20 protein-coding genes are annotated in these 20,531 nt (G+C 70.2%); 10 read left to right on the top strand and 10 right to left on the bottom strand.

Annotated elements, in window-relative coordinates; translation table 11 throughout:
- Positions 1 to 30: 30 nt before the first annotated feature.
- From FY549_RS11270 to FY549_RS11260, 3 genes are all read left to right on the top strand, one after another.
- The gene (locus tag FY549_RS11270) at positions 31 to 444 is read left to right on the top strand and encodes a thioredoxin family protein (protein ID WP_149085098.1); all 414 of its coding nucleotides are present in this window, start codon (positions 31 to 33) and stop codon (positions 442 to 444) included.
- 20 nt (positions 445 to 464) lie between these two features.
- Positions 465 to 1,037, top strand: coding sequence for a DUF4395 domain-containing protein (locus FY549_RS11265; RefSeq protein ID WP_149085097.1), 573 nt, complete (start codon positions 465 to 467; stop codon positions 1,035 to 1,037).
- An 83-nt stretch (positions 1,038 to 1,120) separates the two neighbouring features.
- A complete protein-coding gene (locus FY549_RS11260; RefSeq protein WP_149085096.1) occupies positions 1,121 to 1,546 on the top strand; it encodes an OsmC family peroxiredoxin in 426 nt (141 codons plus the stop codon).
- A 12-nt stretch (positions 1,547 to 1,558) separates the two neighbouring features.
- Here the strand turns inward: FY549_RS11260 and FY549_RS11255 are convergent, their stop codons facing one another.
- The 5 genes from FY549_RS11255 to FY549_RS11235 all read right to left on the bottom strand — a co-directional run bounded on the left by FY549_RS11255 (position 1,559) and on the right by FY549_RS11235 (position 6,977).
- Positions 1,559 to 1,993 (bottom strand): hypothetical protein, encoded by a 435-nt coding sequence (locus FY549_RS11255; RefSeq protein ID WP_149085095.1) that lies wholly within the window; start codon positions 1,991 to 1,993, stop codon positions 1,559 to 1,561.
- Complete coding sequence (gene dapB / locus FY549_RS11250; RefSeq protein WP_149085094.1) at positions 1,993 to 2,733, bottom strand: 4-hydroxy-tetrahydrodipicolinate reductase; 741 nt, start codon at positions 2,731 to 2,733, stop codon at positions 1,993 to 1,995. The genes FY549_RS11255 and dapB overlap by 1 nt, the downstream gene beginning before the upstream one ends.
- A 55-nt stretch (positions 2,734 to 2,788) precedes the next feature.
- Complete coding sequence (locus FY549_RS11245) at positions 2,789 to 3,391, bottom strand: histidine phosphatase family protein (RefSeq protein WP_149085093.1); 603 nt, start codon at positions 3,389 to 3,391, stop codon at positions 2,789 to 2,791.
- Positions 3,392 to 3,463: 72 nt separating this feature from the next.
- The gene (locus FY549_RS11240; protein WP_149085092.1) at positions 3,464 to 4,492 is read right to left on the bottom strand and encodes an aldo/keto reductase; all 1,029 of its coding nucleotides are present in this window, start codon (positions 4,490 to 4,492) and stop codon (positions 3,464 to 3,466) included.
- Between the two features lie 211 nt (positions 4,493 to 4,703).
- Positions 4,704 to 6,977 carry a polyribonucleotide nucleotidyltransferase gene (locus FY549_RS11235; RefSeq protein ID WP_149085091.1) on the bottom strand — a complete coding sequence of 758 codons (2,274 nt, stop codon included), beginning with the start codon at positions 6,975 to 6,977 and terminating at the stop codon, positions 4,704 to 4,706.
- Between the two features lie 357 nt (positions 6,978 to 7,334).
- On the opposite strand from FY549_RS11235, the gene FY549_RS11230 reads away from it, so the two are divergent.
- Positions 7,335 to 8,645 (top strand): UDP-glucose dehydrogenase family protein, encoded by a 1,311-nt coding sequence (locus tag FY549_RS11230; RefSeq protein ID WP_149085090.1) that lies wholly within the window; start codon positions 7,335 to 7,337, stop codon positions 8,643 to 8,645.
- 13 nt (positions 8,646 to 8,658) lie between these two features.
- Here the strand turns inward: FY549_RS11230 and FY549_RS11225 are convergent, their stop codons facing one another.
- On the bottom strand, positions 8,659 to 10,599 hold the full coding sequence (locus tag FY549_RS11225) for a GDSL-type esterase/lipase family protein (RefSeq protein WP_149085089.1): 1,941 nt from the start codon (positions 10,597 to 10,599) through the stop codon (positions 8,659 to 8,661).
- Between the two features lie 139 nt (positions 10,600 to 10,738).
- Between FY549_RS11225 and FY549_RS11220 the strand changes: the two genes are divergently transcribed.
- Both FY549_RS11220 and FY549_RS11215 read left to right on the top strand, forming a co-directional pair.
- Positions 10,739 to 11,323 (top strand): DedA family protein, encoded by a 585-nt coding sequence (locus FY549_RS11220; protein ID WP_149085088.1) that lies wholly within the window; start codon positions 10,739 to 10,741, stop codon positions 11,321 to 11,323.
- Between the two features lie 38 nt (positions 11,324 to 11,361).
- Positions 11,362 to 11,541: a DUF5302 domain-containing protein gene (locus FY549_RS11215; protein ID WP_149085087.1), complete on the top strand. Its 180-nt coding sequence runs from the start codon at positions 11,362 to 11,364 to the stop codon at positions 11,539 to 11,541.
- Positions 11,542 to 11,592: 51 nt separating this feature from the next.
- Here FY549_RS11215 and FY549_RS11210 read toward each other — a convergent pair whose 3' ends face one another.
- Positions 11,593 to 13,029 carry a cation:dicarboxylate symporter family transporter gene (locus FY549_RS11210; RefSeq protein ID WP_149085086.1) on the bottom strand — a complete coding sequence of 479 codons (1,437 nt, stop codon included), beginning with the start codon at positions 13,027 to 13,029 and terminating at the stop codon, positions 11,593 to 11,595.
- Between the two features lie 142 nt (positions 13,030 to 13,171).
- Between FY549_RS11210 and FY549_RS11205 the strand changes: the two genes are divergently transcribed.
- Together FY549_RS11205 and FY549_RS11200 are read left to right on the top strand one after the other, a co-directional pair.
- Positions 13,172 to 14,452, top strand: a complete 1,281-nt coding sequence (locus FY549_RS11205; RefSeq protein WP_259614012.1) for an ATP-binding protein — start codon at positions 13,172 to 13,174, stop codon at positions 14,450 to 14,452.
- The gene (locus tag FY549_RS11200) at positions 14,449 to 15,141 is read left to right on the top strand and encodes a response regulator (protein ID WP_149085085.1); all 693 of its coding nucleotides are present in this window, start codon (positions 14,449 to 14,451) and stop codon (positions 15,139 to 15,141) included. Before FY549_RS11205 ends, FY549_RS11200 begins: the two co-directional genes overlap by 4 nt.
- Positions 15,142 to 15,213: 72 nt before the next feature.
- On the opposite strand, the gene FY549_RS11195 is transcribed toward FY549_RS11200, so the two are convergent.
- Both FY549_RS11195 and FY549_RS11190 read right to left on the bottom strand, forming a co-directional pair.
- Positions 15,214 to 15,858: an FMN reductase gene (locus FY549_RS11195; protein ID WP_149085084.1), complete on the bottom strand. Its 645-nt coding sequence runs from the start codon at positions 15,856 to 15,858 to the stop codon at positions 15,214 to 15,216.
- A 1-nt stretch (position 15,859) separates the two neighbouring features.
- Complete coding sequence (locus FY549_RS11190) at positions 15,860 to 17,086, bottom strand: LLM class flavin-dependent oxidoreductase (RefSeq protein ID WP_149085083.1); 1,227 nt, start codon at positions 17,084 to 17,086, stop codon at positions 15,860 to 15,862.
- A gap of 111 nt (positions 17,087 to 17,197) precedes the next feature.
- Here FY549_RS11190 and FY549_RS11185 point away from each other — a divergent pair, with 111 nt between their 5' ends.
- Together FY549_RS11185 and FY549_RS11180 are read left to right on the top strand one after the other, a co-directional pair.
- Positions 17,198 to 18,316, top strand: coding sequence for an acyltransferase family protein (locus FY549_RS11185; RefSeq protein WP_149085082.1), 1,119 nt, complete (start codon positions 17,198 to 17,200; stop codon positions 18,314 to 18,316).
- On the top strand, positions 18,313 to 19,209 hold the full coding sequence (locus FY549_RS11180) for a serine hydrolase domain-containing protein (protein WP_149085081.1): 897 nt from the start codon (positions 18,313 to 18,315) through the stop codon (positions 19,207 to 19,209). Before FY549_RS11185 ends, FY549_RS11180 begins: the two co-directional genes overlap by 4 nt.
- Before the next feature lie 7 nt (positions 19,210 to 19,216).
- On the opposite strand, the gene efeB is transcribed toward FY549_RS11180, so the two are convergent.
- On the bottom strand, positions 19,217 to 20,527 hold the full coding sequence (efeB, locus tag FY549_RS11175) for an iron uptake transporter deferrochelatase/peroxidase subunit (protein WP_200838553.1): 1,311 nt from the start codon (positions 20,525 to 20,527) through the stop codon (positions 19,217 to 19,219).
- Between the last annotated feature and the right edge of the window lie 4 nt (positions 20,528 to 20,531).

The raw sequence follows: 20,531 nt of genomic DNA, 5'->3' as shown, positions 1-20,531 counted from the left end.
CCCCTGGCCGCCCGGCCGTACTCTCGACGTATGTCCCCCGCAGTCGCCCTCGCCGCCGTGGCCGCGCTTGTCGTGCTCGGCGTCCTGGCGGGGGTCGCGGTTCGACGCCGAGAAGGTCGCCTTCGCGACGGCGGGGCCCTGCGCTTCGATCCCGCGGATGCGAAGGGTGCGGCCCTGGGTTCCAGCGCGACCCTCGTGCAGTTCAGCACGGAGACGTGCGCACGCTGCCCCCAGGTCCGTCGACTTCTCGGCGCCTACGCGGCCGCCGACGCCGACCTCGCGCACATCGAGATCGACCTGACGCACCGCCCCGACCTCTCGGCGCGCTACCGCGTGCTGCAGACGCCGACCACCTTCGTGCTCGACGCGACTGGGGTCGTCCGCGCGCGGTTCGCGGGTATTCCCGCTCACGAGCACCTGACCCGTGCCCTCGCCGCCGTCTGAGACCCCGTCTGGAGCACCTGATGACCCCTCCCCCCGGCATCGATCCGCGCGGTCCCCGCTTCGCGGCGGCGATCACGGCGTTCCTGCTCGCCGTCGCGACGTACTTCGCCCTCATCGGAATCTCCACGGCATGGATCACCAGAGGCTGGTTCGCGCTGACGCGATCGTCGGAATTCGCGTTCGTCGGAGGACGAGGGTGGGCGGTGACGGTATCCGGTCTCTCCGAGCGGGCACTCGACCCTGGGTTCCTCCTCGCCACGCTCATCGCGCTGCTGTTCCTCTGGGGTGTCATCTCCCCGCGCACCGCACCGTGGGGTGTCCTCTACCGCCACGTCGTGCGCCCGCGCCTCGCGGCGCCCGCCGAGCTGGAGGATCCTCGACCCCCGCGATTCGCCCAGGGCGTCGGTCTCGTCGTGGTCGGCCTCGGCCTCCTGTTCCACCTCGCGGGAGTGCCATGGGCTCTGCCGATCGCGACCGCCGCGGCGTTCCTCGCCGCTTTCCTCAACGCCGCGTTCGGACTCTGCCTCGGGTGCCAGCTCTACCTCCTGCTGCAGCGCATCGGTCTGACCGGACGACCGCGCCGCGCCGCCTGACGCCGGTTCCCGGATGCCCGGTCGCTCGGTAGGCTGACGACAAGCGACGCCGCTCCCCCGGTGGCGTCAGAACCGGAGGAACCATGCCCGTCACCAGTGAAGCCGCCGCCACCTGGACCGGATCGCTCACGGAAGGTTCCGGCACGGTCGCCTTCTCCTCCTCGCAGCTGGGGACGTTCCCGCTCGACTGGAAGTCCCGCAGCGAGGGCAGCGACACCACCACGACGCCGGAGGAGCTCATCGCGGCTGCCCATGCCTCCTGCTTCAGCATGGCCCTCTCGCACGCCCTCGCCGAGAACGGCACACCGCCGGAGCGTGTCGACACCAGCGCCTCCGTCACCTTCAAGCCGGGCGTCGGCATCACCGGCAGCCACCTGAACGTCAACGCCACCGTGCCCGGGCTGAGCCCGGAGAAGTTCCAGGAAGTCGCCGAAGGCGCCAAGACCGGGTGCCCCGTATCCCAGGCCCTGGCGGGCATCGAGATCACCCTCGAAGCGACTCTGGCCTGAACGCCGAGGACGTCAGGCGCGGGACAGGCGGATCGCCTGCCGGATGCTCGCCCTGGCGTCCTTACGGCGCCCCGCGGCGTCCTGCACGACGCCGAGGCGATAGCGCGCACGCCAGTCCGCGGGCGCCGCTTCGGCTTCCGCCGTGTAGCGCGCGACGATGGCGTCCGCGTCCTTCTTGGCGATCCGCCCGCTGGGCGTGAGCTCGGTCTCGACCGGCGGCATACCGCCCTCCGCGTCGAGCAGCCGCCCCAGCCGGTCGGCACCGAAGCCGAAGAGCATCTCCCGGACCAGCGCCCAGCCGCCGACGGGGGCGAGAACCAGGAGCGTGACCCCCATCCCGATGGAGACCGGCGTCCCGACGGCCAGGAACATGACCGCGAGCCAGCCCGCGACCACGAGGTAGAGCAGGAGGGCCGCTGCCATCAGCCCGACCCCGATCCGGGACATCACGATCGGATGCCGATGTCGATCATGTTCTCCAGGCCGACGACGACGCCGGTCGCGGTCGCCGCATACGGCACGGCCAGGCGGATGCCCGGCGCATAGGCCAGCGCGGGGTCCGTGGTGTCGTGCGTGAAGGTGAGGGACTCGCCCGGCCCGGACAGGATCACCTCCTGCTTCGCGATCACCCCCGGCCGACGGAGAGAGTGGATGGGCACGCTGCCGACCTGCTGGCCACGCGCGCGCTGATCCGCGTGCGGCGCGCTGACCGGACCCTGGGCGGCACGGGCGGCAGCGATGAGCTCCGCGGTGCGGACGGCGGTCCCGCTCGGCGAGTCGACCTTGGTCTCCCGGTGTGCCTCCACGATCTCCGCGGAGCCGAAGTAGGGCGCGGCCGCGGCGGCGAGGGCAGAGCCGAGCACGGAACCGAGCGAGAAGTTGGGGATGAAGACCGCCCCGGTGCCGGCTGCCTCGACCAGCGGTCGGACGAGGGCGATCCGCTCGGCGGACCAGCCGGACGTTGCGACGAGGACGTTGAGGCCGTGCTCCACCGCTGCCCGCACCACATCGATGCTGATCTGCGGCGTGGAGGCGTCGATCACGAGATCGGAACCGGCGAGCTCGGAAAGGTCGCTGGCCGACGTCAGCACCCGGCTCACCTCGAAACCGTCGAGCTCTGCGATCACCGCGCCGATGATCGTTCCCAGCTTTCCGGTCCCGCCGACGAGGGCTACCTTCGTGGTCATGTGTCCAGTCTATTTCCGGGCCACGATCGGAGGTCGCGGCACGCGGGGCCGCTGATCACACGAGCAGCGCGTCCGGGATGCCCGTCCGCAGCTCCATGGGCAGATGGCCCGTGTCGTTGTGCGTGAGCAGGGTCCACGGCCGCCCCTGCTTCTGCGCGATCACCGTCAGACCGCAGTGGGACTGGTTGAGTGTCATCCACCGCCAGTCGGGGGCGGCGAGCACCTCGCGGACGAACCACGAGATCACGAAGTTGTGGGTGATCAGGACCTCATGCACGTCACCGGTCTTCCGCACGAGGAACTCGTTGACGGCGTCCGACATCTGGGCGCGGCCTGCGTCGATCTCGGCCTCGGTGACCGAACCGAAGAAGGGCTCGAACACCGCCGGCGTCTCCTCGGTCATCCCCGTCGGGACGCAGTCGAAGAGAAGAGCAGACGGCTCCGGGTCCACGGAGGGAAGACGACCGGCGATGGCCCGCGCCGTCTCGGCCGCGCGCAGCAGCGGCGAGTGCCAGACAGCGTCCAGTGGCAGACCGGACAGTCGATCCGCGATCAGCTCCGCCTGACGCTGACCGCGCGGCGAGAGGGGTCCGTCGGCGAGGCCATGCTCGGCATCCTGATGTTCACCGTGTCTGACCAGATAAATGTAGTGCGTCACAACTCGCTCGCTCGCCTCGTCGCCAGCATCCGCCGGTCTTCCCTTCCACCCTATGTCACGGGTGGCGAAAGGTCAGGCGCCCGCGCGGGTGAGCTCTGCGACGTGCGCACGGGAGAGCGTCACACCGGCCCCCTGCATGAGCTCGTCGACGTGGTCCGTCGCGAACGTGTTCACGATCGGCGCAGCCACCGTGCGCTGCGCGAGCAGCCAGGCGATGGAGACGGCGGCGACCGGAACGGCGAGCTCCGCGGCCACCTGGTCGAGCGCGCGCAGCACTTTGATCCCGCGGCGGTTGAGGTGTCCACGGAGCTGCTCACCCCTGACGCCCCGCGAGGCGAGGGCCTTCGAGCGATGACGCCCGGAGAGGAACCCGTGCTCCAGCGCGTGAGACGGCGTGACGGCGAGGTTCTGCGCCCCGGCGACGAGTCGCAGATCGCCCTCGAACGGCTGCCGACGGACGAGGTTGTACGGTGTGTCGATCACCGTGATCCGCGGGTATCCCGCGGAGGCGAGGATGCGCGCCTCGACGAGCCTCTCCGGAGTGAAACCGTAAGCGCCGACCGCGCCGATCTTCCCGGCCTCGACGAGCCACTCGACCGTGGCCAAGGTGTCCTCGAGGTTGGTGGTCGCGTCCAGTGTGGCGTCCAGGTAGAGCACGTCGATGCGTTCGACGGCGAGACGGGTGAGCGAACCCTCGACGGCCCGGACGAGGTTGACCGACCCAAGGCCGGGGTTGTCGGCATGCGCCCCGATGCGGACACTGAGGACGACACGCTCCCGCTGGTCCCGCGACCGCAGCCACTGACCGAGGATGTGCTCGCTTCTGCCGCCGGAGAACCCGTCGGCAGTGTGGATGGCGTTGCCGCCGAACTCCACGTACCTGTCGAGGATGCCGTGACTCGTCTCGAGATCGACGTTCCACCCGAACTCCGCGGCGCCGAGCATCAGCGGGAACGTCTCGTACCCGGTCTCACCGAGAGCGGTGCGAATGGACTCCCCCACACCGGGCCCGACGATCGGGATGGGTGCGGACGGGTGATCCTGGTGCTCCAGCGCGGCGCGTTCAGCGTCGGGTCCTGCGCCTACGCCGAACAACCGCATACTCTCACCCCCGCTACGACCGGTCGGAACCGATCGACATCACTGCTTCACTGGCACCCCCCGGTGCGTACTTCGAGGGTATGCGACGCACGCGAACGTCCCGACCATTCCGAGGAACGGCGCGCAAACTTCCCATAACGTTTCGATCACGGCGGAGACGACAGAACCCGGGCCCCACCGAAGGAGGGCCCGGGTTCTGTCGGAGCCGTGGTTACTCGGCGGCGTCCTCGGCCGGAGCCTCGTCCGCAGCGGGCGCGTCATCGAGCACGGGCTCGAGCGACAGCTTGCCGCGGTCGTCGATCTTCGTGATCTTCACGAGGATCTTCTGGCCCACGGAGAGCACGTCCTCGACGTTCTCTACCCGCTTGCCTCCGGCGAGCTTGCGCACCTCGGTGACGTGCAGCAGACCGTCCTTGCCGGGCAGCAGCGAGATGAAGGCGCCGAAGGTGGCGATCTTCACGACGGTGCCGAGGAACTGCTCGCCGACCTCCGGGTTAGTGGGGTTGGCGATCGCGTTCACCTGGGCCCGAGCAGCCTCGGCCGAAGGGCCGTCGGTCGCGCCGATGTAGACGGTGCCGTCCTCCTCGATGGAGATCTGCGCGCCGGTCTCGTCCTGGATCGCGTTGATCGTCTTGCCCTTCGGGCCGATCAGCTCGCCGATCTTGTCGACCGGGATCTGGACGCTGATGACGCGCGGAGCGGTCGGCGCCATCTCGTCGGGTGCGTCGATCGCGGCGTTGAGGACGTTGAGGATCGTCAGGCGCGCATCGCGCGCCTGGGTCAGCGCACCCGCGAGCACCGAAGACGGGATGCCGTCGAGCTTCGTGTCGAGCTGGATGGCGGTGACGAACTCGCTCGTGCCGGCGACCTTGAAGTCCATGTCACCGAGCGCGTCCTCCGCACCCAGGATGTCGGTCAGCGCGGCGTAGCGGGTCTCCCCGTTCACCTCGTCGGAGACGAGCCCCATCGCGATGCCGGCGACGGGGGCGCGCAGCGGCACACCCGCGTTCAGCAGCGAGAGGGTCGAGGCGCAGACGGAGCCCATCGACGTGGAGCCGTTGGAACCGAGGGCCTCGGAGACCTGACGGATCGCGTAGGGGAACTCCTCGCGGCTCGGCAGCACCGGCACGAGGGCGCGCTCGGCGAGGAAGCCGTGCCCGATCTCGCGACGCTTCGGCGAACCCACGCGGCCGGTCTCACCGGTCGAGTAGGGCGGGAAGTTGTAGTGGTGCATGTACCGCTTGCTCGTGGTGGGCGACAGCGAGTCGATCTGCTGCTCCATCTTGAGCATGTTGAGCGTGGTGACACCCATGATCTGGGTCTCGCCGCGCTGGAAGATCGCGGAGCCGTGCACGCGCGGGATGACCTGCACCTCGGCGTCGAGCGGACGGATGTCCGCCAGGCCGCGGCCGTCGATGCGGGTGCCCTCGGTGAGGATGCGACCGCGGACGATCTTCTTGGTGACGGACTTGTACGCCGCGGAGAACTCCAGCGGAGCCGCAGCCGGCAGCGAACCCGCTTCGGTGGCTTCGATGAGCTCGGCCTTGACACGGTCCTTGATCGCGTCGTCGGCGTTCTGACGCTCGGTCTTGTCGGCGATCTGGTAGACGTCGCTGAGTTCGGCGAACGCGCGCTCGGACACGAAGTCGTAGACCTCGTCGCTGTACGCGGGGAAGACCGGGTAGACCCCCGGCTCCTTCGATGCGGTGGCGGCGAGCTCGGCCTGGGCCTTGACGAGCTGGGCGATGAACGGCTTCGAGGCCTCGAGGCCCTGGGCCACGATGTCCTCGTTCGGCTTGGTGGCGCCGGCCTTGATCAGGTTCCAGCTGCCCTCGGTCGCCTCGGCCTCGACCATCATGATCGCGACGTCCTCGGAACCGTCGGCCTTGGTGACGACACGACCGGCGACGATCAGGTCGAACACGGCCTCGGAGACCTGCTCCGCGGTCGGGAAGGCGACCCACTGGTCCTCGTGCTGCCCGTGACCGGGGATGAACGCGAGGCGCACACCGGCGACGGGACCCGAGAACGGCAGACCCGAGATCTGGGTCGACGCCGAGGCGGCGTTGATCGCCAGGGCGTCGTAGAACTCGCCGGGAGCGATCGAGAGGACCGTGATGACGATCTGGACCTCGTTGCGGAGGCCGTCGACGAACGACGGACGCAGCGGACGGTCGATCAGGCGGCAGACGAGGATCGCCTCGGTCGAGGGACGACCCTCACGACGGAAGAACGAGCCGGGGATCTTGCCTGCGGCGTAGGAGCGCTCCTCGACGTCGACCGTCAGTGGGAAGAAGTCGAAGCCTTCACGCGGGTGCTTGCCTGCGCTCGTGGCCGAGAGGAGCATGGTCTCGCCGTCGAGGTACGCGGCGACGGCGCCCTGAGCCTGCTGCGCGAGGCGGCCGGTCTCGAAGCGGATGGTGCGGGTGCCGAAGCGGCCGTTGTCGAGAACGGCCTCGGTGGCGGTGATTTCAGGACCTTCCAAGAGGTCTCTCCTTCTTTGTTTAGACTCGCGAGCCCGTGTGGCGCGCGAGCGTGTTCAAAGGAGCGGAACGGAAGGGTTCGGGCGCGCGGGCACTCCCGCGAATCTCGCCTGCGCTGGCCACCAGTAGAAAGCCACCCGGCGTCCGCCGAGGAACCCACCACAGGGGACCAGCTTCTCCGCCGATCGCTCCATGAGTCGATATGAACTTGTCGGATGACCGGGGTCACCCTCGACCACCCTACCAGCGTGCGCGCGCGGAGCCGAGGGTTCCGCGCGCGGTGCGCCCGACACCGGACCGTCACCGGACGTTCACTGCGCGTCCTCCGGCGCGAGGGGATGCTCGGCTGTGCTGGGCAGATGAGGATGTCAGTGATCGGATGCGGGTACTTGGGAGCTGTGCATGCCGCGGCGATGGCCTCGCTCGGCCACGACGTCGTCGGCATCGACGTAGACGAGCACAGGGTGGCCGCCCTCGCGGCGGGTGTCCCGCCGTTCTTCGAGCCGGGGCTCGCCGAGCTCCTGGACGAGGGGCTGCGGTCCGGACGACTGCGCTTCGCCGCGGATCCGGGGGCGGCTGCGGCAGCGGAAGTGCACTTCCTCGCCGTCGGTACCCCGCAGTCCCCCTCCGGTCCGGCAGCCGACCTCCGTGCCATCGAAGCGGCGATCGACGGACTGCTCCCCCACCTGCGGCCGGGGACGGTGGTGGCCGGGAAGTCGACCGTCCCCGTCGGTACCGCCGCGCGCCTCGCCCGCCGGATCGAGGCGACCGGGGCCACGCTCGTGTGGAACCCCGAGTTCCTCCGCGAGGGCTGGGCCGTCCATGACACCCTCACGCCTGACCGCCTGGTGGTGGGTGCCGACGACACCCCGATGGGCCTCGCCGCCGTCGATCTGCTCCGCCATGCCTATGCCTCGGCGATCGACGGGGGCACCCCCTTCCTCGTGACCGACCTCGCAACCGCCGAGCTCGTCAAGGGGGCGGCCAACGCCTTCCTCGCCACGAAGATCTCCTTCATCAACGCCATGGCGGAGATCGCGGAAGCTGCGGGGGCCGACGTCACCCTGCTCGCCGAGGCCCTCGGACACGATTCACGCATCGGCCGTCGCTACCTCGGGTCCGGGATCGGCTTCGGTGGCGGCTGCCTTCCCAAGGACATCAGAGCGTTCGCGGCACGCGCCGAGGAGCTCGGGCGTGGCGACGCCGTCGGCTTCCTGCACGAGGTGGACGCCATCAACCTCCGCCGTCGCGACCGCGCGGTGCGCCTCGTGGTGGACGCTCTCGGGGGCCTCGTCTTCGGGAGGAGGGTCGCCGTCCTCGGGGCGGCCTTCAAGCCGTTCAGCGACGACATCCGCGATTCGCCGGCGCTGGAGGTGGCCGTGCGGCTGCGGGGGCTCGGTGCGGACGTCGTGGTGACCGATCCCGCGGCGATCGAGAACGCCCGTGCCCTGCATCCGCAACTCGGGTACGCCTCGTCCAGGGACGACGCGCTGCGAGACGCGGATGCGGTGGTGGTCGTCACGGAGTGGGACGAGTACCGCAGGGAGCTGAGTCCCCAGCACGCCGGTGGACTCGTGCGAGGCCGGATCGTGGTGGACGGGCGGAACTGTCTGGACGCGGACGCGTGGCGCGCCGCCGGTTGGACATACCGCGGAATGGGCAAGCGCTGACGCCTTCCCCTCCTCACACCACGCTGGCGTCCCGTTCCACAGCGGAACGTCCGACGTAGACGTAGTCGTCGTGCTTGGCCCGCCGACCGTCTCCCGCGGCACGACCGTGCAGTCGACGCCAGACCCACGGGAGGGCGTGGCGCCGCCACCAGGCCGCGCGTCCGATGAGCTCGTTCTCGTGCAACGCCGCGTCCAGCAGCCCCAATGCGTCCGCATGAGGCACCCCGAGCACCTCCGCAACCCGGTACGCGAGGAACCGGTGCCCTCGACTGCTGAGATGCACGAGATCCTCGCCCCAGTGCTGCCGCTCGCCCAACGAGGGGTGCAGGTCGGTGTCGATGAGGATCGCGCCGGTCCGTGCTGCGGTCCCCGCGAGGGCCGTGGCGAACGCCGAGAAGCGCCGAACGTACAGCACCGCGGCACGACGGTCCGGCAGGAAGGGCGTGACCAGGACCACGTCGGCACCCGATGCTCGCAGTCGCCTCACCGCCGTCTCCAGGCTCGCGGCGAGCGCGAGCACGTCGACGCGATGCTTCACGAGGTCGTTCGCACCCACCAGGATGGTGACGAGATCGGGTCGGAGCTCCAGCGCCCGATCGAGCTGCGTACCGCAGACGTCGGCCACGCGCTTCGACCGGATCGCGAGGTTCGCGTAGTGGAGGCCTCCCCGAGCCGCGAGAAGCAGCGTGAGCCGATCAGCCCACCCCCGAAGCGTGCCGTCGGGCCCGGGGTCGCAGAGTCCCTCGGTCAAGGAGTCGCCGAGCGCGACGAACCGTCGCCAGCGGCGCGATGGTGCGGGCGGAGTCGGCTCCGGCCGCACGAGGCGGCGAGCGCGCAGGCGACGGTCGACGGCATGGAGCTCCCGCGCCTCCTCGAAGTGGTCGAGCAACTGGTCGCTCAGGTGTGCCCAGCTGCGTCCTTGCACGCCCTCCCAGCCTGCCTGCCCGAAGGCTCGACGGGTGCGCTCGTCGGACGCGAGATCGGCCACCCGTCGGCGGAGGTCCCCGAGGTCGCCCGGAGGGTAGAGCCAGCCGTCCACGCCCGCGTCGACGAGGTCCAGCGGTCCTCCGCGGCCGGTCGCCACCACGGGCACGCCGCTCGCGTGCGCCTCCTGCAGCGTCTGGCCGAAGGTCTCGCTCTCCCCCGGATGCACGAAGACGTCGAACGACGCGAGCGCCGCGGCGAGCGCGTCGCCGTCGAGCCGCCCGAGGAACAGGGCTTCGGGGAGCTGCTCCTGCAGGCGCTGCCGCCGAGGCCCGTCCCCGACGATGACCAGCCGGGTGCCGGGGATGCCGCGCAGCGCGGCGAGGTCCTCCACCTGCTTCTCGGGGGCGAGGCGCCCGACGTAGCCGATGACGATCTCGGCGCCCCACTCCGAGCGGAGCGCGTCGCTGCGCCGGGACGGGTGGAAACGCTCCGCGTCCACCCCTCTTCCCCAGGATCGGAGGCGGTCGATGCCGAGACGGCTGAGTTGCTGCGCGGACTCGGTCGACGGCGCGAGGGTGAGGGTCGCTCGCCGGTGCAGCCGCGCGAGGTGCGCGTGGGCGATGCCGGTCGTCGCCGCGACGCGGTACCTCTCCGCGTAGGCGGCCACATCGGTCTGATAGGCCGCGACCGTCGCCACCCCGCTCCGTTCGGCGGCGAGCAGCCCTCGCCACCCCAGGGCGAACGGCGAGGCCAGGTGGACGACATCGGGACCGAAACGGTCCAGCGCGGCACCGATCCGACGGGTCGTGGCCGCGCCGACCCGGACATCCCGGTATCCGGGAAGCGGAACACTCGGGATCGCTGCGATGCGGGCCCCGTGCATCCGCTCAGGGATGCCGGCAGCGTCGGGCGCGAGCACGTGGGCTTCGTGCCCCCGGCGCTCCAGGTGACGGAGGATCTGCATCACGGATCCGGTCACGCCGTTCATGTGCGGAAGGAAGGACTCGGTGACGATCGCGACTCTCACTCCCCCAGGATCGTGCGCAGCTCGTCCGCGTCGATGGCGAATCGAGCCCGGGCACCGGATGTTCACCGGATGCTGGATCGCGGGTCACCGGCTATCCCCACGTTGGTTCCCGTTCACCGCGTCGGGGCAGGCTGGCGGAGTGCCGACGGATCTGCTCACCGAATCGCTCGCGGGCCCCTGGAGCCTCGCCGCGATGAGCGTTCTCGTGCTCGGAGACGCCTTCTTCGTCGTGATCCCCGGGGAGATCGCGGTGACCGCACTCGGCGCGGTCGCGGTGACCGCAGGGACGCCCGCGCTCTGGGCGGTGGTCATCTGCGCTGCCGCCGCGGCGGCACTCGGCGACGCCTGCTGCTACCTGATCGGCCGCGTCATCGGCATCGAACGCTGGCGCTGGATGAGAGCGCCCCGCGTCCAGCAGGCCCTCGGCTGGGCGCGCGTCCGCCTGGATCGCGGGACCGCCACCGTGCTGTTCACCGCCCGGTTCGTCCCCTTCGCCCGCCTCGCCGTGAACCTCGTGGCGGGCGCCTCCCGCATCCACCCACCGCGGTATCTGCTGTTGGTGTTCCTGGCCGCGACCGGGTGGGCGATGTACCAGGCCGCGGTCGGCGCGGTCGTCGCCGCAGTGCTCCCCGGCGGTCCCCTCATCGCCGTCCCGGTGTCCGTGGCCGTGGCCGTCGCGCTCGGGTTGGGGCTCGACCGGCTCACGCGACGTCTCGGACGATGACTCCCACCCGTCGCGACCCGTGCTCTAGGCTCGGGAGCATGAGCACCGAAGAAGGCGCCGGCTCCTCCTCCGAGGAGATGAAGCGCAAGTTCAAGGAAGCGCTCGAGAAGAAGAACGCGCACCACCGGCAGGGCGAGGCTCACCTCGACGGCGACTCCGCCGTGCACGCCGCCAACGCCCCGCAGACGCGGCGCGAGTTCCGACGCAAGAGCGGTTGACCACCCGGATGCGGGAGTCCGACCAGGGCTCCCGCATCCTCTGCGCGGACCTCAGCGATCGAGTGCGCGCCGGCGGGCCCGCTCCTCCTTGGCGGCCATCTCCGTGACCGCGGCGTCCTGCAGCTCCGGCACCCCCACGTCATCCGTCGCCGGGGCCGCATGGGGGTCCACGCCGTCCAGCACGGACTCGTCGAACGGAAGCGCCCCGGAGAGGACACGGCGGACGCGGTCGCGGTCGATCTGCTTCGTCCAGGTGCCGATGAGGACGGTGGCGACCGCGTTGCCCGTGAAGTTCGTCAGGGCTCGCCCCTCCGACATGAACCGGTCGATGCCGACGATGACCCCGACGCCGTCCACCAGGTCGGGGCGGTACGCCTGCAGTCCTCCGGCGAGTGTCGCCAGCCCCGCACCGGTCACGCCCGCGGCGCCCTTGCTCGCGATGATCATGAAGACGAGAAGACCGATCTGCTCCCCGATAGACATCGGCTGGCCCATTCCCGTCGCGATGAACAGCGACGCCATCGTGAGGTAGATGGCAGTCCCGTCGAGGTTGAACGAGTAACCGGTGGGGACGGTGATGCCCACGACGGGCTTCGAGATGCCCAGGTGCTCCAGCTTCGCGATGAGTCGGGGAAGCGCAGACTCCGACGAGGACGTCCCCACGATCAACAGGTACTCCCGGGCGAGGTACTTCATGAGGGCGAAGATGTTCACCCGCGTGACCACCCAGAGCAGGAGGCCGAGCACGAGGACGATGAAGAGGATGCAGGTGATGTAGAACGCGACCATCAGGACCCCGAGGCTCCAGATCGCCGCGGCCCCCGTCTTGCCCACGACGGCCGCGATGGCGCCGAACGCACCGACGGGCGCCAGCCAGAGGATCATCCCGAGGATCCGGAAGACGAGCTTCTGGAGTTGGACGACGGCCTGCATGATCGGCGCCCCGCGCTCACCCATCCCCTGGAGGGCGAAGCCGACCAGCAGAGCGATGAAGAGCACCTGGAGGACGCTCTCCCCCGTGAACGCCGAGAAGAAGGTCGCCGGGATGATCCCGAGCAGGAACTCCTGCGTGCTCTTCGCCTCGCTCGCCTCCGCCTCGTAGTTCGCGTTCGCCATGTCGAGGCCGGCGCCCGGGTGGATGATGTTCCCGACGACGAGGCCGATCGCCAGGGCGAAGGTCGACATCGTGAGGAAGTACAGCAGTGCCAGCCCGCCGATCTTCCCCACGGTCGCCGCCTTCGCGATCGAGCCGACCCCGACCACGATGGTGCAGAAGATGATCGGCGCGATCATCATCTTGATCAGCGACACGAACGCCGTGCCCAGGGGTTCGAAGGCCCGTCCCGCCTCGGGCCACAACAGGCCCACTGCGGCACCGAGCACCACCGCGATGATGACGGACACGTACAGCCAGGTGTGGCGATCCCATGCGTGCTTCCCCCGCCTCCAGTGGAATCCGGGAAGCGAGAATCCTGTCGTGAGCGCCATGCGTCCTCCTCGATCGTCGACGTCGTCGTCTGCGGCAGGGGCGTCGGTGCCGCTGCTCCTCCACCGTCTCCCCGCGTCGCGCGTGCGCCCTATTTGTGGTCGTATTGGTCACGGTCCCGACCGTCGACGATCGAGGAGAACCTTGCCGTCCTCTGCCCGCTGGCACAGTGCCGCCTCCCGTGTCTTCCTGCTGCTCCTCGTGACGACCGTGCTGCTCGGGATCCTCGTCGCCGTGTTCCTCGTGACGGAGGCGCAGCGGGCGGCGAGGGCCGAGGCGGAGCGCGTGACCGCGGCGACAGCCGCGGCGATCGCCGACTCCCCTTCGGTCTCCTCCGCCCTGCTGAAGGGGGATCGGGAGGCGGCGGCCCGCGACCTCGCTCCCTACGCCCGGGAGGTCGTGGCGGGTGCCGACCTCGATTTCGTCACGGTGATGACGCCGGACGGCACCCGCGTGACGCACCCTGACCCGACCCGAGTCGGCGAACGCTACCTCGGGACGATCCCCTCCTCGCCCCGGGCCCTCACCGAGGAGTTCCGGGGAACGCTCGGGCCATCCGTCCGGACGATCGTGCCGATCCGGGTCGACGGCCACCCTGTGGGGTGGGTGGCGGCGGGGGTCACCACCGAGACCATCGCGCAGACGCTCGTCCGTCGGCTCCCGCTGTCCCTCACCCTCACCGGTGCCCTCGTGCTGCTCGGCATCGGCGGAGCCCTCGTCGCCCGGCGTGTCACACGCCGTTTCGCCGGCGATCTCCCTCCCGGCGAGGTTCGCGACGCCGTCTCGTCCTACGAATCGATCCGGACCCTCGGGGAGGCGCTCCGCGCCCAGACGCACGAACACGGCAACCGGATGCATACGGCGGTCGCGCTGATGGAGCTGGGACGCACCGACGAGGCGATCGGGATCCTCACCGACACCGCGAGGCAGAGTCAGTCACTCGTCGACCAGGTCACGGCCCGGCGCCACGGTGATCCGGCAGTGGGAGCCCTGCTGCTCGGCAAGGCGTCCCAGGCCAAGGAGCGGGGTGTCGAGTGGCGGGTGCACATCGCGCCGGACACGCCCCGTACACCGCTGTCGGCCGTCGATGCGGTGGCTGTCCTCGGCAATCTCATCGACAACGCCCTCGACGCCGCCGCCTCCGCCGAGGAGCGGTGGGTGGCCGTGCGCCTGGAGCCGGACGGGGACGGCGGTATCCTCCTCGAGGTGGCGGACAGCGGCGCCGGGATCCCCGCGGACCAGCGGGAGAGGATCTTCGCGGCGGGATACTCCACCAAGCCGGCCGGCGCGGAGGGACGCGGCGTCGGTCTCGCCCTGGTGCGCTCCGTCGTCGCCGAGGCCGGCGGCTCTGTGACGGTGCTCGGCTCCCCCACGACCTTCCGGGTCCTGCTGCCGGCCGCTCGTGACGGACGGGGGCGGCGATGATCCGCACCCTGCTCGTCGACGACGATGCCCTGACCCTCGAGCTCCACCGCACCTTCCTGGAGCGTCTCGGCGGCTTCGTCGTGACCGGGGAATGCACGGGCGCGCGGGCGGCACTCGCCGCCGTGCAGGAGAGCGGCCGGGCGGACGCATTCGATCTGGTCCTGCTCGACGTGACGATGCCGGACGGTTCCGGGCTCGAGGTCCTGCGCACTCTCCGGGCCCGAGCGGCCACCGTGGACGTGATCGCCGTCACGGCAGTCCGCGACGCGGAGGTCGTGCGACAGATGGCGGCGCTCGGGGTGTTCCAGTACCTCGTGAAGCCGTTCTCCTTCGCCGTCTTCCGTGAGCGTCTCGAAGACTACCGGGACCACCGCGCTCAGGCACAGGCGACCAGCGGCCCTGCCACGCAGGAGGAGATCGACGCTCTGCTCGGACGGGCGACCGGAAGCATCGCCCTCCCCAAAGGCCTCTCCGCCTCGTCCCTCGCGCGCGTCCGCGCCGAGCTGCGTCAGAGCGGACCGCTCTCGGCTCGCGAGGCCGCCGAACGTCTGGGGCTCTCCCGCGTCTCCGTCCGTCGATACCTCGAACACCTCGTCGTCACGGGCGTCGCCCTGCGGCGTGGACGTCTCGGCGGTCGGGGACGCCCCGAAACGGAGTATGCCTGGCGGGAACGCGCGCATCGCGGCTGACCCCGCCGGACGCACTCGTGCCCTGCGCCCGGGCGGGCGCAGGGCACGGCGATGATGAGGCAGGGCGAGAGATCACTCCCCGGCGAGGCCGCCGAGCATGTGACCGAAGGAGCGCCCCTCGCCGAGGTACGTCGCGGGGTCGTACGGGTCGGCGACCGTGGCGGCCTCTCGCCGCGCGATCGCCTCGGCGAGCTCGCGAGCCCCCTTCTCGACGCGCTTCGCCAGCGGCGCGACATCGTCTCCGGCGCCGCCCCAGTCGCTGGACGCCGCGAAGACGCCCGTCGAGACGGCCTCTGCGTGCAGGTAGGCGAACAGCGGGCGGATCGCGTAGTCGATCGCGAGCGAGTGCCGCGCGGTGCCTGCGTTCGCTCCGATGAGCACCGGCTTGCCGGTGAGGGCATCCGGATCGAGCACGTCGACGAACGACTTGAACAGACCCGAGTAGCTCGTCGAGAAGATCGGCGTCACCGCGATGAGGGCGTCCGCCGAGACCACGGTGTTGATCGCCGTCTCGAGGGCGGGGGGCGCGAATCCCGTGAGCAGGTTGTTCGTGATGTCGTGCGCGTGGTCGCGCAGCTCGATCACATCGACGGTGGCGTCGATGTCCCGCTCGGCGAGAGCCTTCACGGTCTCGGCGGCCAGCCGGTCGGCGAGCATCCGGGTGGACGAGGGGTTGGAGAGTCCCGCGGAGACGACCGCGATGCGACGCGTGGTCATGTCACGCCCCCTTCCGGCCGAGTCCGAACGCGGCACCCGCGGGAGCCGGGGTGTCCTCGTAAGGCGAGTCCGCGGTGAGGTTGTCGCCCCGGTTCGCACCGGGACGCGCCTGCCGCGTGGGTCCGTCGCCGTAAGTCGCCTTCACCCGCGCGGCGTGCGTCGGGGCGTCCGGCACCGCCGCGGGGCGGTCCTTCGCCAGCTCCTTGCGCAGCACCGGCACGACCTCGGATCCGAGGATGTCGAGCTGCTCGAGGACCGTCTTCAGCGGAAGGCCGGCGTGGTCGATGAGGAACAGCTGGCGCTGGTAGTCGCCGTAGTGCTCGCGCATCGCTGCGTAGCGGTCGATCACCTGCTGCGGAGAGCCCACCGTGAGCGGGGTCATCTCCGTGAAGTCCTCCATGCTGGGGCCGTGGCCGTAGACCGGGGCGTTGTCGAAGTACGGACGGAACTGGTTCACCGCGTCCTGCGACTTCGCTGCCATGAAGACCTGTCCGCCGAGACCGACGATCGCCTGCTCCCGCGTGCCGTGTCCGTAGTGCTCGAAGCGCTGACGGTACAGCTCGATGAGCCGCTGGTAGTGCTCCTTCGGCCAGAAGATGTTGTTCGCGAAGAAGCCGTCGCCGTAGTAGGCCGCCTGCTCCGCGATCTCCGGGGTCCGGATGGAACCGTGCCATACGAACGGGGCGATGCCGTCGAGCGGACGCGGGGTGGAGGTGAAGCCCTGCAGCGGCGTGCGGAACTTGCCCTCCCAGTCGACGACGTCCTCGCGCCACAGCTTGTGCAGGAGTGCGTAGTTCTCGATCGCGAGCGGGAGCCCCTGACGGATGTCCTGCCCGAACCACGGGTACACCGGTCCGGTGTTGCCGCGGCCGAGCATGAGGTCCATGCGACCGTCCGAGACGTGCTGGAGCATCGCGTACTCCTCCGCGATGCGGACGGGGTCGTTCGTCGTGATCAGCGTCGTTGAGGTGGAGACGATGAGGCGCTCCGTCTGCGCGGCGAGGGCGGCGAGGAACGTGGTGGGGCTGGAGGACCAGAACGGCGGGTTGTGATGCTCGCCGATCGCGAAGACATCGAGTCCGACCTCCTCCGCGTGCGTGGCGATGGCCAGCGTCGCCTTGATCCGCTCCTGCTCGCTGGGGGTGACTCCCGTGGTGGGGTCGCGGGTGATGTCGCTGACCGACATGATGCCGAACTGCATCGCCTGCGCGCCTGACTGCTCGCTCATGATTGCTCCGTGTTCTCCGAATCGAGTGCCCTGCATCCGGTTCTATTCATTTGAATGTAATTGGGTCAACGCGTGCAGGGCAACTTTATTCCCGGCCGGTAGCCTCGGAGAATGAGCACCACCGGAGTCGGGACGACGGGGCCCGTCACCCGTAGACGACGACGCGTCCCCTTCTGGGACAACGCGCGGTATGCCTGCATCGTTCTCGTGGTGCTGGGCCATGCGATCCAGCGCCTCATCTATGACTCGGACATCGCGTTCGCGTTCTACCTGGCCCTCTACGCCTTCCACATGCCGGCGTTCGCGATCATCTCCGGGTACTTCTCCAAATCCGGCTCACCGACACGCACGCAGATGGCCCGGGTGATCACCGACATCATCCTCCCCTACGTCATCTTCGAGACGCTGTGGACGCTCACCAAGTGGCTCGTGGAAGGCGAGGCGACGCCGAACCCCACCCAGCCGAGCTGGACGCTCTGGTTCCTCCTCGCCCTCGGGATCTTCCGGCTCGTCCTCCCCTACCTCGCCCTCCTGCGCTGGCCGCTGCTGTGGACGATCGTGATCTCCGTCGGCGCCGGCTACCTCCCGAACGTCGACAGCACCTTCTCGCTCTCCCGCACTCTCGGCCTGCTGCCGTTCTTCGCTCTCGGCTGGTGGTTGCGGGAGCGCGACGTCGTGGACCGGCTCCACCTCCTCGACCTCCGCCCGTGGTGGGCGCGGGTCGCCGCCGTCGCCGTCCTCGCTGCGGCCGGCTGGGCCGCGTGGAACTGGCTGCCGGTCTGGCAGGCCACCGACCTGCGCCACTGGCTTTTCTACGAGGACTCCTACTCCGACCTCGTGGGCGACCAGTGGTGGGCCGGCGGCATCCGCATCGCGCTGATGCTCCTCGCGGTCCTGCTCTGCGCCGCGTTCTTCGCGCTGATTCCCCGCGGGTCCTACTGGTGGACGACGTTCGGCCAGTACACGATGTACGTCTATCTCCTGCATTCGTTCGTGCTGTACCCGTTCCGGGAGAGCGGCGTGCTGCGCGACCTGGAGCCCACCTGGTTCTGGCTCCCCCTCGTCACGGCGCTCTCCGTCGTCCTCGCGCTGCTGCTCGCGACGGCACCGGTGCGACGTGTGTTCCGCCCGCTCGTGGAGCCGCGACCGCGGTGGCTCTTCGCCGACCCCGAGCTCGCGTCGCGTGAGGGTCGCCGCAACGACCCGACCGGCTCCCGGCGTCCGCGGTGACGCCGCGGTACCGGGCCGCCGGCACGGCGGCGGCTGTTCGGGATCGACTCGTCGGCATCGCGGCCGCCCAGGGCTTCGCGGCCCACGGTCTGCATGTGCGCATCGGCGACGACACCGCCGACCACCGCTGGACGCCCGATGTGCGCGAGGACGTGCACTCGATCGCGAAAGGGGTGTGCGTGCTGGCCGTCGGCATGGCCGTGGACGAGGGCCTGATCCGTCCCGACGACACGGTGTCGAAGCTTCTCCCCGACCACGAGCTCGGCGAAGGCGTCGAGCGGGTCACCCTGCGTCATCTGCTGTCGATGTCCAGCGGCATCGACCTCCCGTGGTCCGAGACGCTGATGACGGACTGGCCGGACCTCGCGCGGGAGTTCCTGCGACGACCGTCACGCGGGCGCGTGTTCCAGTACTCCAACGCCAGCACCTACACCGCGATGACAGCCCTCGGAACCCGCGTCGGCGACGTCGGCGATTACCTCTCAGCGCGTCTCTTCGGCCCTCTCGGCATCGAGGACGTGACCTGGTCCCGGTGCCCGAACGGCCGCATCGAGGCCGGCGGTGGGCTGCCCCTCCGGACGAGGGAGATCGCGCGCATCGGCCGACTGATCCGCGATCGCGGCTCGTGGGAAGGACGCAGGCTCGTCTCCCCGGCGTGGATCGCGGCCATGCATGAGGACCCCGTGGTCGCGGGCGTCCACCCTGGCTACGACCGCTATGCCCTCGCGGGCTGGCATGGTCCGGGGCGTGCCTGGCGGTTGCACGGCGCCCACGGCCAGCTCCTGCTCTTCCTGGACGACGCGGTGGTGACCGTCACCGCGCACGACCATGCCGGAGCGGACGCCTTCGCCGCGGCCGCCGTCGGGGTGCTGGAGGACACGGCAGCGGCCTGAGAGCCGGTCAGGCGAAAAGCTCCGCACCGACGTACGACCCGGGTCGGGCTCCCCGCGGGATCGCCCAGATCCCCGACCCGACGTGCCGGATGTACTCGTTCAGACGGTCCGTCGACAGGCGACGCTGCAGCGTGATGAACTGGGCGGGATCGCGCTGATACGACAGGAAGAACAGCCCGGCGTCCAGTCGCCCCAGGGCGTTGTTGCCGTCGACGTAGTTGTAGCCGCGACGCAGGATCCGGATGCCGGCGTTCTGTTCCGGGTGAGCCAGCCGGAGATGGCTGTTCGCATCGATCGCCGTGCCCTGGAAGTCCGGCGCCGTGAACTCGTCTCCACCGGAGAGCGGTGCGCCGGCACCTTTGTCCCGTCCGATGATCGTGTCCTGCTCCGCGAGGCGCACACGGTCCCAGGTCTCGATCAGCATGGCGATCTTCCGGGCGACGAGGTAGGAGCCACCGGCCATCCATGCCGGCTCGTCGTCGCTCGACACCCAGACGTGGTCGGCAAGCGCCGCGGTGTCGTCGGCGAGGATGTTGGCGGTCCCGTCCTTGAACCCGAAGAGGTTGCGCGGGGTGGCCTGGGCGGCTGTCGTCCGGGACGTCTTGCCGAAGCCGAGCTGCGACCAGCGAAGGCGCGCCCGTCCGAACGCGATGCGACTGAGATTCCTGATCGCGTGCACCGCGACCTGAGGGTCGTCGGCACAGGCCTGGACGCACAGGTCGCCGTGCGAAGCATCGGGGTCGAGGTCGTCGCCGAGGAAGGCGGGCAGACGGTCGAGACCGGTCGGCCGTCGCGCCGCGAGGCCGTAGCGGTCTCCGTCCTCGTTCTCGAACAGCCCCGGGCCGAAGCCGAAGGTGAGGGTGAGGCCGGCCGCGGGGAGGCCCAGTGCCTCCCCCGTGTCGTCCGGGGGCGCCTCGGCGGGGCCGTTCACCGCGCCGCTCGCACTCACTTCGAGTCCCTGCGTCATCCGCGCCGCGGCGTACGACCAGTCCTGCAGAAGCGAGACGAGGTCATCCCGGTCCGTGCGGGGCATCATGTCGAAGCTGGCGAAATGCAGGTGGTCCTGCACGGGCGTCGTGATCCCGGCCTGGTGCGCGCCGAAGAACTCGTACCGCGAGTCCGCGTCCTCCGCAGCCCGCGCCCGACCGAGCGCGACCCCGCCGGACAGTCCGGCGCCCATGCCGACGGCCAGGCCCGCGACGCCGCCGCCGACGGCGAGTCCCAGCAGCCCGCGCCGGCTGAGACCGCCCCCGGAGGAGGCGCCTGCCGACGTCGCGGATGCCTCCGGGGCACCCGCTTCCGATTCATTCACGTCCATACCC

Origin of the sequence: Microbacterium sp. 1S1 (assembly GCF_008271365.1) — a bacterium.
In the GTDB taxonomy this organism is placed as follows: Bacteria; Actinomycetota; Actinomycetes; order Actinomycetales; family Microbacteriaceae; genus Microbacterium.
The sequence above is the reverse complement of the archived record's forward strand: the minus strand, read 5'-3'. Positions and strand labels throughout refer to the sequence as shown.

Coding starts and splice junctions, on each gene's coding strand:
- FY549_RS11270 (WP_149085098.1), top strand. CDS start 31: ATGTCCCCCGCAGTCGCCCTCGCCGCCGTGGCCGCGCTTGTCGTGCTC.
- FY549_RS11265 (WP_149085097.1), top strand. CDS start 465: ATGACCCCTCCCCCCGGCATCGATCCGCGCGGTCCCCGCTTCGCGGCG.
- FY549_RS11260 (WP_149085096.1), top strand. CDS start 1,121: ATGCCCGTCACCAGTGAAGCCGCCGCCACCTGGACCGGATCGCTCACG.
- FY549_RS11255 (WP_149085095.1), bottom strand. CDS start 1,993: ATGTCCCGGATCGGGGTCGGGCTGATGGCAGCGGCCCTCCTGCTCTAC.
- dapB (WP_149085094.1), bottom strand. CDS start 2,733: ATGACCACGAAGGTAGCCCTCGTCGGCGGGACCGGAAAGCTGGGAACG.
- FY549_RS11240 (WP_149085092.1), bottom strand. CDS start 4,492: ATGCGGTTGTTCGGCGTAGGCGCAGGACCCGACGCTGAACGCGCCGCG.
- FY549_RS11230 (WP_149085090.1), top strand. CDS start 7,335: ATGAGGATGTCAGTGATCGGATGCGGGTACTTGGGAGCTGTGCATGCC.
- FY549_RS11215 (WP_149085087.1), top strand. CDS start 11,362: ATGAGCACCGAAGAAGGCGCCGGCTCCTCCTCCGAGGAGATGAAGCGC.
- FY549_RS11210 (WP_149085086.1), bottom strand. CDS start 13,029: ATGGCGCTCACGACAGGATTCTCGCTTCCCGGATTCCACTGGAGGCGG.
- FY549_RS11200 (WP_149085085.1), top strand. CDS start 14,449: ATGATCCGCACCCTGCTCGTCGACGACGATGCCCTGACCCTCGAGCTC.
- FY549_RS11195 (WP_149085084.1), bottom strand. CDS start 15,858: ATGACCACGCGTCGCATCGCGGTCGTCTCCGCGGGACTCTCCAACCCC.
- FY549_RS11190 (WP_149085083.1), bottom strand. CDS start 17,086: ATGAGCGAGCAGTCAGGCGCGCAGGCGATGCAGTTCGGCATCATGTCG.
- FY549_RS11185 (WP_149085082.1), top strand. CDS start 17,198: ATGAGCACCACCGGAGTCGGGACGACGGGGCCCGTCACCCGTAGACGA.
- efeB (WP_200838553.1), bottom strand. CDS start 20,527: ATGGACGTGAATGAATCGGAAGCGGGTGCCCCGGAGGCATCCGCGACG.